Source organism: Stenotrophomonas aracearum (genome assembly GCF_031834615.1).
In the GTDB taxonomy this organism is placed as follows: domain Bacteria; phylum Pseudomonadota; class Gammaproteobacteria; order Xanthomonadales; family Xanthomonadaceae; genus Stenotrophomonas; species Stenotrophomonas aracearum.
This window is the reverse complement of record NZ_CP115543.1, coordinates 2865097-2880038: the sequence shown is the minus strand read 5'-3', so window position 1 is coordinate 2880038 and position 14942 is coordinate 2865097. Positions and strand designations below refer to the sequence as shown.

Annotated in this window: 12 protein-coding genes and 2 tRNA genes; all 14 read left to right on the top strand. The window is 64.6% G+C overall.

Going from position 1 to position 14942, the window contains the following annotated elements:
* Positions 1-91: 91 nt before the first annotated feature.
* The 14 genes from nuoE (at position 92) to nusA (ending at position 14924) form a co-directional block, all read left to right on the top strand.
* A complete protein-coding gene (gene nuoE / locus PDM28_RS13140) occupies positions 92-619 on the top strand; it encodes an NADH-quinone oxidoreductase subunit NuoE (protein ID WP_070207226.1) in 528 nt (175 codons plus the stop codon).
* 3 nt (positions 620-622) lie between these two features.
* Complete coding sequence (nuoF, locus tag PDM28_RS13135; RefSeq protein ID WP_311182365.1) at positions 623-1963, top strand: NADH-quinone oxidoreductase subunit NuoF; 1341 nt, start codon at positions 623-625, stop codon at positions 1961-1963.
* Complete coding sequence (gene nuoG, locus PDM28_RS13130; protein WP_311182364.1) at positions 1960-4203, top strand: NADH-quinone oxidoreductase subunit NuoG; 2244 nt, start codon at positions 1960-1962, stop codon at positions 4201-4203. The genes nuoF and nuoG overlap by 4 nt, the downstream gene beginning before the upstream one ends.
* Positions 4200-5291, top strand: a complete 1092-nt coding sequence (gene nuoH / locus PDM28_RS13125; protein ID WP_102944531.1) for an NADH-quinone oxidoreductase subunit NuoH — start codon at positions 4200-4202, stop codon at positions 5289-5291. Before nuoG ends, nuoH begins: the two co-directional genes overlap by 4 nt.
* A gap of 3 nt (positions 5292-5294) precedes the next feature.
* A complete protein-coding gene (gene nuoI, locus PDM28_RS13120) occupies positions 5295-5783 on the top strand; it encodes an NADH-quinone oxidoreductase subunit NuoI (RefSeq protein ID WP_070207230.1) in 489 nt (162 codons plus the stop codon).
* 5 nt (positions 5784-5788) lie between these two features.
* Positions 5789-6448 (top strand): NADH-quinone oxidoreductase subunit J, encoded by a 660-nt coding sequence (locus PDM28_RS13115; protein WP_171966744.1) that lies wholly within the window; start codon positions 5789-5791, stop codon positions 6446-6448.
* Entirely contained in the window at positions 6445-6750 is a 306-nt protein-coding gene (nuoK, locus tag PDM28_RS13110) for an NADH-quinone oxidoreductase subunit NuoK (RefSeq protein WP_068853402.1), read from the top strand. Before PDM28_RS13115 ends, nuoK begins: the two co-directional genes overlap by 4 nt.
* Positions 6751-6757: 7 nt before the next feature.
* A complete protein-coding gene (gene nuoL, locus PDM28_RS13105) occupies positions 6758-8950 on the top strand; it encodes an NADH-quinone oxidoreductase subunit L (protein ID WP_311182363.1) in 2193 nt (730 codons plus the stop codon).
* A 23-nt stretch (positions 8951-8973) separates the two neighbouring features.
* Positions 8974-10482 carry an NADH-quinone oxidoreductase subunit M gene (locus PDM28_RS13100; protein WP_102944533.1) on the top strand — a complete coding sequence of 503 codons (1509 nt, stop codon included), beginning with the start codon at positions 8974-8976 and terminating at the stop codon, positions 10480-10482.
* Between the two features lie 15 nt (positions 10483-10497).
* A complete protein-coding gene (gene nuoN, locus PDM28_RS13095; protein WP_311182362.1) occupies positions 10498-11958 on the top strand; it encodes an NADH-quinone oxidoreductase subunit NuoN in 1461 nt (486 codons plus the stop codon).
* Between the two features lie 109 nt (positions 11959-12067).
* Positions 12068-12144 (top strand) — tRNA-Met (locus PDM28_RS13090).
* 193 nt (positions 12145-12337) lie between these two features.
* Positions 12338-12414: transfer RNA gene (locus tag PDM28_RS13085), tRNA-Met, on the top strand.
* Between the two features lie 403 nt (positions 12415-12817).
* The gene (rimP, locus tag PDM28_RS13080) at positions 12818-13408 is read left to right on the top strand and encodes a ribosome maturation factor RimP (RefSeq protein WP_311182361.1); all 591 of its coding nucleotides are present in this window, start codon (positions 12818-12820) and stop codon (positions 13406-13408) included.
* A 4-nt stretch (positions 13409-13412) separates the two neighbouring features.
* Positions 13413-14924: a transcription termination factor NusA gene (gene nusA / locus PDM28_RS13075; protein WP_311182360.1), complete on the top strand. Its 1512-nt coding sequence runs from the start codon at positions 13413-13415 to the stop codon at positions 14922-14924.
* Positions 14925-14942 lie beyond the last annotated feature (18 nt).

Here is a 14942-nt window from a genome sequence, read left to right as displayed (position 1 = left end):
CACGCGCATGCACGATGCCTGACACCCGCCGGCCGATGCCGGCGCTGCAGGTTCTGGTTCCCACTATTCTGGTATTTGCAGGGGTCGGCCGATGAAGGCGACGGGTAATTTCGAGGCGGCGCGTGACGTCGACCCGATGGTGGTGTTGAGCGACAAGACGCGCGCGCACATCGATCACTGGCTGTCCAAGTTTCCGCCGGACCGCAAGCGTTCGGCGGTGCTGCAGGGCCTGCACGCTGCCCAGGAGCAGAATGCCGGCTGGCTGACCGACGAGCTGATCGCCGGCGTCGCCAAGTACCTGGACCTGCCGCCGGTGTGGGCCTACGAGGTTGCCAGCTTCTACTCGATGTTCGAGCTGGAGAAGGTCGGCCGCCACAACGTTGCCTTCTGCACCAACATCAGCTGCTGGTTGAACGGCGCCGAGGACCTGGTCGCGCATGCCGAGAAGAAGCTCGGCTGCAAGACCGGCCAGTCCACCGCCGACGGCCGCATCTACCTCAAGCGTGAAGAAGAATGCCTGGCCGGTTGCGCCGGTGCGCCGATGATGGTCATCAATGGCCATTACCACGAGCGCCTGACCGTCGAGAAGGTCGACGAGCTGCTGGACGGGTTGGAGTAAGACATGGCACATCATCACGCACCGTCCGGTCCCGTCGGTCCCGCACCGCTGCCGCACCAGGTGGTCTACACCACCCTGCATTACGACACCCCGTGGTCGTACGAAAACTACCTCAAGACCGGTGGCTACGCCGCCCTGCGCAAGATCCTCGAAGAGAAGATCTCGCCGGAGCAGGTCATCGAGATGGTCAAGCAGTCGAACCTGCGCGGCCGCGGTGGCGCGGGCTTCCCGACCGGCCTGAAGTGGTCCTTCATGCCCAAGGGCACCATGCAGAAGTACATCCTGTGCAACTCGGACGAGTCCGAGCCGGGGACCTGCAAGGACCGCGACATCCTGCGTTACAACCCGCATTCGGTGGTGGAAGGCATGGCGATCGCCTGCTACGCCACCGGCAGCACCGTGGGCTACAACTACCTGCGCGGTGAGTTCCACCACGAGCCGTTCGAGAACTTCGAACAGGCCCTGGCCGACGCGTACGCGAACGGCTGGCTGGGCAAGGACATCCTTGGCAGCGGCGTGGACATCGACATCTACGGTGCGCTCGGCGCCGGCGCTTACATCTGCGGCGAAGAAACCGCGCTGATGGAATCGCTGGAAGGCAAGAAGGGCCAGCCGCGCTACAAGCCGCCATTCCCGGCCAACTTCGGCCTGTACGGCAAGCCGTCGACGATCAACAACACCGAGACCTATGCCTCGGTGCCGGCGATCATCCGCAACGGCCCGGAATGGTTCCAGGGCCTGAGCCTGACCAAGAACGGCGGTCCGAAGATCTTCTCGGTCTCCGGCTGCGTGCAGCAGGGCGGCAACTTCGAAGTGCCGCTGGGCACCACCTTCGACGAGCTGCTGGAAATGGCCGGCGGCCTGAAGCCGGGTCGCACCCTGAAGGGCGCGGTGCCGGGCGGCGTGTCGATGCCGGTGCTGAAGGCCGAGGAACTCAAGGGCCTGCAGATGGACTACGACACCCTGCGTGCCCTGGGCACCGGCCTGGGCTCGGGTGCCATCGTGGTGCTGGACGACAGCGTCTGCTGCGTCAAGTTCGCCTGCCGCATCTCTCAGTTCTTCCACAAGGAATCCTGTGGCCAGTGCACCCCGTGCCGTGAAGGCACCGGCTGGATGCACCGCGTGCTCGAGCGCATCGTCGCCGGCAAGGCGACCATGGAAGACCTGCACCAGTTGAAGGCGGTGGCCGGCCAGATCGAAGGCCACACCATCTGTGCGTTCGGTGAAGCGGCGGCATGGCCCATCCAGGGCTTCCTGCGCCAGTTCTGGGACGAATTCGAGTACTACATCGTCAACGGTCATTCGATGGTCGACGGCACGAAGGTGGAGGCAGCCGCCGCATGAGCGCGCAACCCAACAACCCTGGTGGCACCCCGGCGATCGTGCCGGAAGGGCATGTGACCGTCGAGATCGACGGCCAGTCCCTGGTCGTGCCCAAGGGCTCGATGATCATCCAGGCCGCCGACAAGGCCGGCATTCCGATCCCGCGCTTCTGCTACCACGAGAAGCTGCCGATCGCCGCCAACTGCCGCATGTGCCTGGTCGACGTTGAAAAGTCGCCCAAGCCGGCGCCAGCCTGCGCCACCCCGGTGATGGACGGCATGAAGGTCGCCACCCGCAGCGAGAAGGCACTCAAGTTCCAGCGTTCGGTGATGGAGTTCCTGCTCATCAACCACCCGCTGGACTGCCCGGTCTGCGACCAGGGCGGCGAATGCGAACTGCAGGACGTCTCGCTCGGCTACGGCCGTTCGGTGAGCCGCTTCAACGAGCGCAAGCGCGTGGTGCCCGACGAGGACATCGGTCCGCTGGTGGCCACCGAAATGACCCGCTGCATCCAGTGCACCCGCTGCGTCCGCTTCACCGCCGACGTCGCCGGTACCTATGAACTGGGTGGCATGTACCGCGGTGAGAACCTGCAGATCGGCACCTACGACGGCAAGCCGCTGACCACCGAGCTCTCGGGCAACGTGGTTGACGTGTGCCCGGTCGGCGCGCTGACCAACAAGGTGTTCCAGTTCCGCGCCCGCCCGTGGGAACTGACCGCACGCGAGTCGCTGGGTTACCACGACGCGATGGGCTCGAACCTGTTCCTGCACGTGCGTCGCGGCGAAGTGCTGCGCTCGGTGCCGCGCGACAACGAGCTGGTCAACGAATGCTGGCTGTCCGACCGCGACCGTTATTCGCACCAGGGCCTGTACAGCGCCGACCGCGCGGTCAAGCCGCTGCGCAAGGTCAATGGCGAATGGCAGGAAGTGAGCTGGGCCGAAGGACTGGCCGCGGCCAAGGACATCCTGGCTGCCAACAATGGTGATGATCTCGGCGTGCTGGTGCACCCGTCGGCCTCGAACGAGGAGGGCGCACTGCTGGCCCGTCTCGCGTCCGGCCTGGGCACCGGCAACATCGACCATCGCATCCAGAACCGCGATTTCTCCGACGCCGCTACGGCCGAAGTGTTCGGCCTGTCGCTGGCCGAAATCGAAGCCGCCGACACCATCGTGGTGCTGGGCAGCAACATCCGGCACGAACTGCCGCTGCTGCACGCCCGCCTGCGCAAGGCGCAGACCACCCGCAACGCGAAGATCCACGCGATCAACCCGGTCGACTTCGACTTCGCGTTCAAGCTGGCCGGCAAGCAGATCGTGGCACCGTCGAAGTTCGTCGACGCACTCGGCAACGCCGATCTGCGCCAGGCGGTCACCGGCAACGCCGTGCTGATCGTCGGTGGCATCGCCGAAAACCACCCGCAGGCCGCCGCGATCCGCGCCGCCGCGCGTGATTTCGCCGCTGCAACCGGTGCCAAGCTGTGCCGCATCCCGCAGGGCGCCAATGCCGTGGGCCTGTCCCGCGCCGGCGTGCTGCCGGCCGGCAAGGACGTCAACGCCATGCTGGCCCAGCCGCGCAAGGCCTATGCCCTGTACGGCATCGAGCCGGGCCTGGACTTCGCCGACACCGCCGCCGCCCGCAAGGCGCTGGCCGGCGCGCAGGTGGTGGCCTTCAGCCAGTTCGCCTGCGCCTCGACCCGCGACGTGGCCGACGTGATCCTGCCGATCGGTGCGCTGCCGGAAATCGACGCCACCCTGACCAACCTCGACGGTCGCGAGCAGTCGGCGCGTGCCGGCGGCAAGCTGCCGGGCGAAGCCCGTGAAGGCTGGCGCGTGCTGCGTGCGCTCGGCGGCGAGCTGGCCCTGTCCGGTTTCGAATTCACCGACCTGGCCGGCCTGCGTGCAAGCCTAGCCCCGGTGACCGTCAACGTCTCCACCTCGGCGGCAACGCCGGTGGCCGGCGAAGGCCTGGAAGTGGCGTCCACCGCTGCGATCTACCGCACCGACGCGGTGGTCCGTCGCGCCCTGGCGCTGCAGTCGCACCCGCTCAACGCCGCGCCGCGCATCGTGCTCAACAGCGATGACGCCGCCCGCCTGCAGCTGGTCGAAGGGCAGATGGCCAAGGTCGGCACCGATGCCGGCAAGGCCACCCTGCCGGTGGTGGTCGACGCCCGCGTCGCCGCGGGTTCGGTCTGGATTGAATCGGGCCACGGTGCAACCGCACCGCTGGGCGCCGCACGCGTAACGGTGGTGGCTGCATGAACGAGTTGCTGATTAACGCGGTCGACCCGCTTCACCAGTGGCTGCTGGGCCTGGGTGAAATCGGCGCGCTGCTGTGGATCGTGCTGAAGATCCTGGTGATCGCCATGCCGGTGATCATCGCGGTGGCCTTCTTCGTGGTCTGGGAACGCAAGCTGATCGGCTGGATGCACGTCCGCCACGGTCCGATGTACGTGGGCATGGGGATCTTCCAGGCCTTCGCCGACGTCTTCAAGCTGCTGTTCAAGGAGATCATCCAGCCGGCGAGCTCGCACAAGGCGATGTTCGTGCTGGCGCCGCTGATCACCCTGGCACCGGCGTTCGCGGCCTGGTCGGTGGTGCCGTTCGACGCGCAGGTGGTGCTGTCCAATGCCAACGCCGGCCTGCTGTACCTGCTGGCGATGACCTCGCTGGGCGTGTACGGCATCATCCTGGCCGGTTGGGCATCCAACTCCAAGTATGCGTTCCTGGGTGCGATGCGCGCCTCGGCGCAGATGATCAGCTACGAAATCGCCATGGGCTTTGCCCTGGTCGGCGTGATGATCGCGGCGGGCAGCCTGAACCTGAGCAGCATCGTGATGGCGCAGGCCGGCAACTCCGGCTTCTTCGACTGGTTCCTGATCCCGCTGTTCCCGCTGTTCGTCGTGTACTGGGTGTCCGGCGTGGCCGAAACCAACCGCGCGCCGTTCGACGTGGTGGAAGGCGAATCGGAAATCGTCGCCGGCCACATGGTCGAATACTCCGGTGGTGCGTTCGCGCTGTTCTTCCTGGCCGAATACGCCAACATGATCCTGATCAGCTTCCTGATCTCGATCTTCTTCCTCGGCGGCTGGCTGAGCCCGTTCCAAGGCTGGATCACGGCGGACATCTCGCCGTGGATCGACTGGATCTGGAAGGGCGGTGCACCGTGGCTGCTGCTGAAGGTGTTCTTCTTCGCCAGCGCCTACATCTGGTTCCGTGCCAGCTTCCCGCGCTTCCGTTATGACCAGATCATGCGTCTGGGCTGGAAGGTCTTCATCCCGCTCACCATCGCGTGGATTGCTGTGACGGCGTTGATGGTGTTCTACGGCGTGATCCAGAAGGGCGTCTAAGTGATGAATCGAATTACCCATTACTTCAAAAGCCTGCTGCTGCTCGAGCTGCTCGGGGGCCTGTGGCTGACCCTCAAGTACACCTTCAAGCCGAAGTACACGCTGATGTACCCGATGGAGAAGTTCCCGCAGTCGCCGCGCTTCCGTGGCCTGCACGCGCTGCGCCGGTATCCCAACGGCGAAGAGCGTTGCATCGCCTGCAAGCTGTGCGAAGCGGTGTGCCCGGCGCTGGCGATCACCATCGACTCGGCCAAGCGCGAAGACGGCACCCGCCGTACCACCCGCTACGACATCGACCTGTTCAAGTGCATCTTCTGCGGCTTCTGCGAAGAAAGCTGCCCGGTGGACTCGATCGTCGAGACGCACATCCTCGAGTACCACTTCGAGAAGCGTGGCGAAAACATCGTTACCAAGCCGCAGCTGCTGGCCCTCGGTGATCGGCTTGAAGCCGAAATCGCCGAGCGTCGCGCCGCCGACGCCGCTTTCCGCTGAGGTCCATGATGGATTGGGTAAATATCTTCTTCTGGGTCTTCTCCATCGTGGCGGGCATTTCCGCCGCGGCGGTGATCAGCGTGCGCAATCCGGTGTATGCCGTGCTGTGCCTGATCCTGACCTTCTTCTCCGTGGCCTGCATCTGGATCCTGGTCGGGGCTGAGTTCCTCGGCGTGGCGCTGGTGCTGGTCTACGTCGGCGCGGTGATGGTGCTGTTCCTGTTCGTGGTGATGATGCTGGACATCGACGCCTCCAACCTGCGCGAAGGCTGGGTGCGTTACCTGCCGCTCGGCCTGGTGGTCGCGGTCACCATGCTGGTGCAGATGCTGATCCTGATCGGCGTGAAGGGCAGGGCGGTCAACCCGCTGCCGGCCGACAACGCCGCCGCGCTCGCCGCCGACAGCTCCAACATCACCTGGCTGGCGCGCAGCCTGTTCACCGAATACCTGCTGCCGTTCGAGTTCGCCGCCGTCATCCTGACCGTGGCCGTGGTTGCCGCCGTCATGCTGACCCTGCGTCGCCGTACCGGCCTGAAGACCCAGAACCCGTCCGAGCAGACCATGGTCAAGGGCCATGACCGCCTGCGCGTGGTCAAGATGGATGCCGAAAAGCCGGTGGTCCACACCCTTACCAAGCCGTCCAGCAACGAGGAGGCCGCCCCGTGATCACCCTTGGTCATATCCTGGCCCTTGGCGCGCTGCTGTTCTGCATCAGCCTTGCCGGCATCTTCCTCAACCGCAAGAACATCATCGTGCTGTTGATGTCCATCGAACTGATGCTGCTCTCGGTGAACATCAACTTCGTCGGGTTCTCGCGTGAGATGGGCGACACGGCCGGCCAGCTGTTCGTGTTCTTCATCCTGACCGTGGCCGCGGCCGAGGCCGCGATCGGCCTCGCGATCCTGGTAACCCTGTTCCGTACCCGCCGCACCATCAATGTCGGCGAAGTCGATTCGCTGAAGGGCTGATCCGTAGATGGAAATTACTCTCTCCAAGAGTCTGTTGATCGCCGTGGTGCTTGCACCACTGCTCGGCAGCATCATCGCCGGCCTGTTCGGTCGCCAGGTGGGTCGCCTTGGCGCCCAGACCGTCACCATCCTCGGTGTCGCGGTCAGCTGCGTGCTGTCCAGCTATGTGTTCTACCAGCTGCTGTGGGGCGGCGCGCAGCCGTTCAACGAAAACGTCTACACCTTCTTTGAGGTCGGCCGTTACTCGGCGCATGTCGGTTTCATGATCGACAAGCTCACCGCCATGATGATGGTGGTGGTGACCTTCGTGTCGTTCCTGGTCCACGTGTACACCATCGGGTACATGCAGGATGACCCGGGCTACCAGCGCTTCTTCAGCTACATCTCGCTGTTCACCTTCTCGATGCTCACCCTGGTGATGAGCAACAACTTCCTGCAGCTGTTCTTCGGCTGGGAAGCGGTGGGCCTCGTGTCGTACCTGCTGATCGGTTTCTGGTTCAAGCGTCCGACCGCGATCTTCGCCAACATGAAGGCGTTCCTGGTCAACCGCGTCGGCGACTTCGGCTTCATCCTCGGCATCGCCGGCGTGCTGTGGGTGTTCGGCACCCTGGACTACGCCACCGTGTTCGCCAATGCTTCGATCCTGGCCCACCCGGAAGCGCAGCTGCAGGTCTGGTCGGGTTCGCTGACCCTGTTCGGCCAGAACGTCCAGCTGATGAGCGAGCCGGTGATCTGGTCGATCGCCACCATCATCTGCATCTGCCTGTTCATCGGCGCGATGGGCAAGTCGGCCCAGGTGCCGCTGCACGTCTGGCTGCCGGACTCGATGGAAGGCCCGACCCCGATCTCGGCACTGATCCATGCCGCGACCATGGTCACCGCGGGCATCTTCATGGTCACCCGCATGTCGCCGCTGTTCGAGCTGTCGCAGACCGCGCTGAACTTCGTGCTGTTCATCGGTGCCACCACCGCGTTCTTCACCGGCCTGATCGGCATCGTGCAGAACGACATCAAGCGGGTCGTCGCGTACTCCACGCTGTCGCAGCTGGGCTACATGACCGTGGCGCTGGGCGTGTCGGCCTACTCGGCGGCCGTGTTCCACCTGATGACCCACGCCTTCTTCAAGGCGCTGCTGTTCCTCGGCGCGGGCTCGGTGATCATCGCCATGCACCACGAGCAGGACATGCGCAAGATGGGCGGCCTGCGCAAGTACATGCCGATCACCTTCATCACCATGTGGATCGGTACGTTGGCCCTGGTCGGTACCCCGTTCTTCTCCGGCTTCTACTCCAAGGACACCATCATCGAAGCGGCGCAGCACCACGCGCACGTTTCTTCGAGCTGGGTGGCGACCTACGGGTACTGGGCGGTGCTGGGCGGCGTGATCGTCACCAGCTTCTACAGCTTCCGCCTGCTGTTCCTGACCTTCCACGGCAAGGAGCGCTTCCGTGATGCGCATGATGACCATGGCCACGGCCATGACGATCACCATGCTGCCGATGCACACCATGCAGACGCCCACCACGGCGACGCGCACCATGACGACCACGGCCATGGCCACGGTCCGCATGAGCCGCACGAAACCCCGTGGGTGGTGACCCTGCCGCTGATCCTGCTGGCGATCCCGTCGATCCTCGTGGGCTTCTTCAGCATCGGTCCGATGCTGTACGGCACCGACTGGGCCGGCCACCACGCCGAGCACGCCATTCCGGGCCAGGTGCATTCGTTCTTCACCGGCGTGGTCGACTTCTACGACCCGGCGCGCAACACCATTGGCGCCCTGGCCGAAGAGTTCCACGGTCCGGTCGCGTTCGCCCTGCACGGCATGATGGCGCCGGCGTTCTTCCTGACCGTGGCCGGTTTCCTGCTGGCGGTGCTGTTCTACCTGTGGAAGCCGGAACTGGCGACCCGTGCGCGCAGGACCTTTGCGCCGGTGGTCTCGGTGCTGGAGAACAAGTACGGGTTCGACAAGCTGTGGATCGGCGGTTTCGCCGGTGGCGGCGTCAAGCTGGGCAAGGTTTCGCGCGCGATCGACACGAACATCGTCGATGGCGTGGTGGTCAATGGTTCGGCGCGCCTGATCGACCTGGCCGCCAACCTGCTGCGTCGCACCCAATCCGGTTTCCTCTATCACTACGCCTTCGCGATGATCATCGGCCTGATTGCCCTTCTGGGCGTCCTGATGCATTACCTGCGTTGATGACCTGTACGGAATAAGAAGACGTGTCGAACTGGCCTCTACTCAGTGTTCTCATCTGGCTGCCGATCCTCGGCGGTGCCCTGATCCTTGCCATCCGTGATGCGCAGACCGCCCGTTGGGCGTCGCTGGGCGTGGCGGTGCTGACCTTCGTGATCAGCCTGTCGCTGCTCAGCGGCTACGACGTGTCCAACGACGCGTTGCAGTTCGTCGAGACCCGCGCCTGGATCCCGGCCTACGACATCGGCTACAACCTGGGCGTGGACGGCATTGCCATCGCGCTGATCCTGCTGACCACGCTGGTCTCGGTGCTGGCGCTGATCGGCGCCTGGAGCGCCATCGACAAGCGGGTCAACCAGTACGTGGCGGCCTTCCTGATCCTGGAAGGCGTCACGGTGGGCATCTTCGCCGCGACGGACGCGATGCTGTTCTACGTGTTCTTCGAAGCGATGCTGATCCCGATGTTCCTGATCATCGGTGTCTGGGGCGGCCCGCGCCGCATCTACGCCGCGCTGAAGTTCTTCCTGTACACCTTCCTAGGCTCGGTGCTGATGCTGGTGGCGCTGATCTACCTGTACCTGAAGGGCGGCAGCTTCCAGCTCGCCGACCTGTACCAGCTGCAGTTGTCCAGCCAGGAGCAGACCTGGATCTTCTTCGCCTTCCTGATCGCCTTCGCGGTCAAGGTGCCGATGTTCCCGGTCCACACCTGGCTGCCGGACGCGCACGTGGAAGCGCCGACCGCCGGTTCGGTGATCCTGGCCGCGATCGCGCTGAAGATCGGCGGTTACGGCTTCCTGCGCTTCAACCTGCCGATCGTGCCGGACGCCTCGCACGACTGGGCCTGGCTGGTCATCGCGCTGTCGTTGATCGCGGTGATCTACGTCGGCCTGGTCGCGCTGGTCCAGGACGACATGAAGAAGCTGATCGCCTATTCGTCGATCGCGCACATGGGCTTCGTCACCCTGGGTACCTTCATCGCCCTGTGGCTGGTGCGTGACGCCGGCAATGCCGACGCGGCCCGCCTGGGCCTGCAGGGCGCCATGGTGCAGATGGTCTCGCACGGCTTCGTGTCCGGCGCGATGTTCTCCTGCGTGGGCGTGCTGTACGACCGCATGCACAGCCGCCGCATCGCCGATTACGGCGGCGTGGTCAACGTGATGCCGTGGTTCGCCACCTTCGCCATGCTGTTCTTCATGGCCAATGCAGGCCTGCCGGGCACCAGCGGTTTCGTCGGCGAGTTCATGATCATCATGGCCAGCTTCCAGCGGAACCCGTGGCTGGCGCTGGGCGCCGCGACCACCCTGGTGATCACCGCCGCCTACACGCTGTGGCTGTACAAGCGCGTGTTCTTCGGTGAAGTGGCCAACAAGCACGTGGCCGAACTGAAGGACATCAACGGCCGTGAGTGGCTGGTGCTGGGCGTGTTCGCCGTCGGTACGCTGGCGCTGGGTCTGTACCCCAAGCCGCTGACCGACCTGATGGAGCCCTCGATCGCAAAGCTGGCGATGCAGATCGCATCCAGCAAGCTGCTGTAATTCCAGGATTTGATGATGACCACCTCGCCGCTGTTGCCATTGACCGCCGCTGACCTGCCGCCGCTCGCTCCGGAGCTGGTGCTGATCGGCAGTGCGTTCGCCCTGATGATCCTCGACCTGTTCATCAGCAAGCAGAACAAGATCTGGACCCACCTGTTCTCGGTTGCCGCGCTGGCAGTCGTGCTGTTCATGCTCGCCACGGGCGTGGGCGGGCAGGGCGAGGTCTTCCACGGCATGTTCGTCCGCGACACCGCGGCCGATGTGATGAAGGTCGTGGTCGTGCTGTGCAGCGGCCTGACCCTGATCTACGGCTGGAGCTACCTGCGCGAGCGCGACCTGTTCCAGGGCGAAATCCCGGTGCTGGTGATGTTCGCCACCGCCGGCATGATGATCCTGGTTTCGGCCGGCAGCCTGCTGATGGTGTACCTGGGCCTGGAACTGCTGGCGCTGTGCTCCTACGCACTGGTGGCCAGCAACCGAGACAACGGCCTGGCGACCGAAGCGGCGATGAAGTACATCGTGCTGGGTTCGCTGGCCTCGGGCCTGCTGCTGTACGGCATGTCGCTGATCTACGGCGCCACCGGCTCCCTGCACCTGGACGCGATCAACGCGGCCATTCCGCAGTCGGACGAGAAGATGCTGCTGCTGACCGGCGCGGTGTTCATGATCGCCGGCGTCGCCTTCAAGCTCGGCGCGGCCCCGTTCCACATGTGGCTGCCCGACGTGTACCAGGGCGCCCCGGCGCCGATCGCGCTGTTCATCAGCTCGGCCCCGAAGCTGGCCGCGTTCGGCATGGCCTATCGCCTGCTGGAAATGGGCATCGGCCCGCTGTCGGACGAGTGGAAGTACCTGATCGGTGGGCTGGCCGCGCTGTCGCTGGTGGTCGGCAACCTGATGGCGATCGCGCAGAGCAACCTCAAGCGCATGCTGGCCTATTCGACCGTCTCGCACATCGGCTTCCTGCTGCTCGGCATTGCCGGTGGCGGCGAGCGCGGTTACGCCGCCGCGCTGTTCTATGCGCTGAGCTACGCGATCATGTCCACCGCCGGTTTCGGCGCGATCATCGCGCTGTCGCGCAACGGCTTCGAGGCCGAGAAGATCGACGACCTGAAGGGCCTGAACGCCCGCAACCCGTGGATGGCCGGCCTGGTCCTGTGCATCATGGCCTCGATGGCCGGCATTCCGCCGTTCCTGGGCTTCTGGACCAAGCTGGCGGTGCTGAGCGCGGCGATCAACGGCGGCATGCTGTGGCTGGCCATCCTCGGCGTGATCTGCGCAGTGATCGGCTGCTTCTACTACCTGCGCGTGATCAAGGTCATGTACTTCGACGAGCCGGTGGGCGAGCCGCTGCCGGCCAACAATGACCGCGTGCTGGGCGTGGTGCTGGGCGTGAACGCGCTGGCGCTGCTGGCCCTGGGCATCGCGTGGAACCCGATCATGGTCTGGTGCCAGCAGGCTTTTGCACATCTCGCATAAAAAGCGATACAAAACTGCGTGAATGGTGTAATATTCGTTTCCTGAGTTGTTGATGCAGCGGTTTCGCCAGAACATCGTTGCGGTAACAGATCAACTCAACCACTTCTGCTGCGGGGTGGAGCAGTCTGGCAGCTCGTCGGGCTCATAACCCGAAGGTCGCAGGTTCAAATCCTGCCCCCGCTACCAAATAGCCATCGGTGCAAGCCGATGGCAGGAACGAGAAAGGCGACGCCGGCAACGGGGTCGCCTTTCTCGTTCCGGGACATGCTGTGCAAGCCCCCCGGTAGTGCCACGCCCTGCGTGGCAACCCCAGCCAAGCCGATCGCCGCCAACGTGGGGTTGCACGCATGGGCAAACTCCCCTACAATTCCGCTTCTGCTGCGGGGTGGAGCAGTCTGGCAGCTCGTCGGGCTCATAACCCGAAGGTCGCAGGTTCAAATCCTGCCCCCGCTACCACAGAAAATCTGCAGTGCAGATGCAGTAGACGAAAAAGCGATCTCCGCAACGAGGTCGCTTTTTTCGTTGTGGAATCTGGTTGCGCATTACCGATCGCGAACTGATTGGATTGTTCAGATACGGCGCTGGATACTGTCCTGGCCATTGCGAAATGGTCGTTCAGCCGCTATCATCCACGGCTTAGCGGACTACCTGACAGGACCCATTCCCCGGAATGCGGACCGTCCCGCGACCGGCTTCCGGGCCGTGCGACTTCCCACCAGGTAGTCGTGACCCCCCGGAAGGCTGGCCATCCAGCATGACCGGAGTCGTTCCGGACAAGGGGCCCAGCGGGCCCTTTGTTGTTTCCGGGCCCCAGGGCGCAAGCCGGGGCAGCACCTCTTTCAACGAATCAAGGCAGACTGTGAGCGACAAGGCAACTGAAATCGCGAATCTGCTCGGCCCCACCGTTCAGTCGCTGGGTCTCGAGCTGCTGGGTGTGGAATACCTGACCGCCCCGGGTGGCGCCACGCTGCGCCTGTATATCGACGTGCCGCTGGCCGAACAGCCCGAGCGCATGGTCAATATCGACGACTGCGAGCGGGTCAGCCGCGAAGTGTCGGCCCAGCTGGACGTGGAAGACCCGATCAGCGCCAATTACACGCTGGAAGTCTCCTCGCCGGGCGTCGACCGCCCGCTGTTCACCCGCGAGCAGTTCGAGCGAGCCATCGGCGAATCGGCCAAGGTCGTGCTGAAGCTGCCGCAGGACGGCCGCCGTCGCCTGCAGGGCGAAATCCTGGGCGTGGACGCCGAACAGAATACGGTCACCTTCAAGGTCGACAATTCCCCGTTTACCGCCGATGTCGAGAATATCGACAAGGCACGCATCATGCCGGACTGGGCCGCCCTCGGCCTGGCTCCGACCAAACCGACTGGCCCGGCGCCCAAGCAGGGTGGCAAGGCGAACAAGAAACCATCCAACGAGCCCGCGGCCAAGAAGCCGCGCGCGGAGTGAGCCAATGAGCAAGGAACTTCTGCTGGTAGTGGATGCGGTCGCCAATGAAAAGGGCGTTCCGCGTGAAGTGATCTTCGAGGCGATCGAGGCCGCGCTGGCTTCGGCCGCCAAGAAGCGCTACCCCGATGAGGAAGTGCTGGCCCGTGTGTCGATCGACCACAAGGACGGCACCTACGAAACCTTCCGCCGCTGGGAAGTGGTGGCCGACGACGTGGTCATGGAATCGCCGGACCGCCAGGTGCGCCTGATGGACGCCATCGACGAAGCCGACGGCGTGGAAGTGGGCGACTTCATCGAAGAGCAGATCGAAAACCCGGACTTCGGCCGCATCGCGGCGCAGGCCGCCAAGCAGGTGATCGTCCAGCGCGTGCGCGAAGCCGAGCGCCAGCAGGTGGTCGATGCGTGGAAGGACCGCGTGGGCGAACTGGTCACCGGCGTGGTCAAGCGCGCCGAGCGCGGCAACATCTATGTGGACCTGGGCGGCAACGCCGAGGCCTTCATCCCGAAGGACAAGGGCATTCCGCGCGACGTGCTGCGCGCCGGCGACCGCGTGCGCGGTTACCTGGCCGAAGTGCGCTCGGAACCGCGTGGTCCGCAGCTGTTCATCAGCCGCGCCGCCCCGGAATTCATGATCGAGCTGTTCAAGCTGGAAGTGCCGGAAGTGGGCCAGGGCCTGGTCGTGATCAAGGCCTGTGCACGCGACCCGGGCGACCGCGCCAAGATCGCCGTGCTCGCCCACGACGCGCGCACCGATCCGATCGGCGCCTGCATCGGCATGCGCGGTTCGCGCGTGCAGGCCGTGTCCAACGAGCTCAATGGCGAGCGCGTGGACATCGTGCTGTGGAACGACAACCCCGCCAACTTCGTCATCAATGCGATGGCGCCGGCGGAAGTGCAGTCGATCATCGTCGATGAAGACAAGCACTCGATGGACCTGGCCGTGGCGGAAGAACGCCTGGCCCAGGCGATCGGCAAGGGCGGCCAGAACGTGCGCCTGGCCAGCCGCCTGACCGGTTGGCAGCTGAATGTGATGACCCAGGACCAGGTGACCGCCAAGTCCGAGGCAGAGCAGGGCGTTGCCCGCCAGCTGTTCATGGACAAGCTGGAAGTGGATGAAGAAATCGCCGCCATCCTGGTGACCGAAGGCTTCAACACCGTGGAAGAAATCGCCTACGTCCCGGTTGGCGAACTGCTGGCCGTGGAAGGCTTCGACGAAGACATCGTCGAGGAACTGCGTGCCCGTGCCCGCGACGCGCTGCTCAACGAAGCGCTCGCGGTGGAAGAAGGTCTGGATGAAGGTTCGCCGTCTGAAGACCTGCTCGCCCTGGAAGGCATGGACGAGGCAACCGCCTACGCCCTGGCCGGCCATGGCGTGCGTACGAGTGAGGACCTGTCGGACCTGGCCGCCGACGAGATCCTCGAGTTCGGCATCGAAGACATGGACCAGGAGCGCGCCGCCGCCCTGATCCTTGCCGCCCGAGCCGAGGAGATCGCCCGCCTGGAGCGCGGCGAATGAGCCAGCGATGAACAGTGC

Coding starts and splice junctions, on each gene's coding strand:
- nusA (WP_311182360.1), top strand. CDS start 13,413: ATGAGCAAGGAACTTCTGCTGGTAGTGGATGCGGTCGCCAATGAAAAG.
- nuoN (WP_311182362.1), top strand. CDS start 10,498: ATGACCACCTCGCCGCTGTTGCCATTGACCGCCGCTGACCTGCCGCCG.
- nuoF (WP_311182365.1), top strand. CDS start 623: ATGGCACATCATCACGCACCGTCCGGTCCCGTCGGTCCCGCACCGCTG.
- nuoI (WP_070207230.1), top strand. CDS start 5,295: ATGAATCGAATTACCCATTACTTCAAAAGCCTGCTGCTGCTCGAGCTG.
- nuoE (WP_070207226.1), top strand. CDS start 92: ATGAAGGCGACGGGTAATTTCGAGGCGGCGCGTGACGTCGACCCGATG.
- nuoL (WP_311182363.1), top strand. CDS start 6,758: ATGGAAATTACTCTCTCCAAGAGTCTGTTGATCGCCGTGGTGCTTGCA.
- nuoH (WP_102944531.1), top strand. CDS start 4,200: ATGAACGAGTTGCTGATTAACGCGGTCGACCCGCTTCACCAGTGGCTG.
- PDM28_RS13115 (WP_171966744.1), top strand. CDS start 5,789: ATGATGGATTGGGTAAATATCTTCTTCTGGGTCTTCTCCATCGTGGCG.
- nuoG (WP_311182364.1), top strand. CDS start 1,960: ATGAGCGCGCAACCCAACAACCCTGGTGGCACCCCGGCGATCGTGCCG.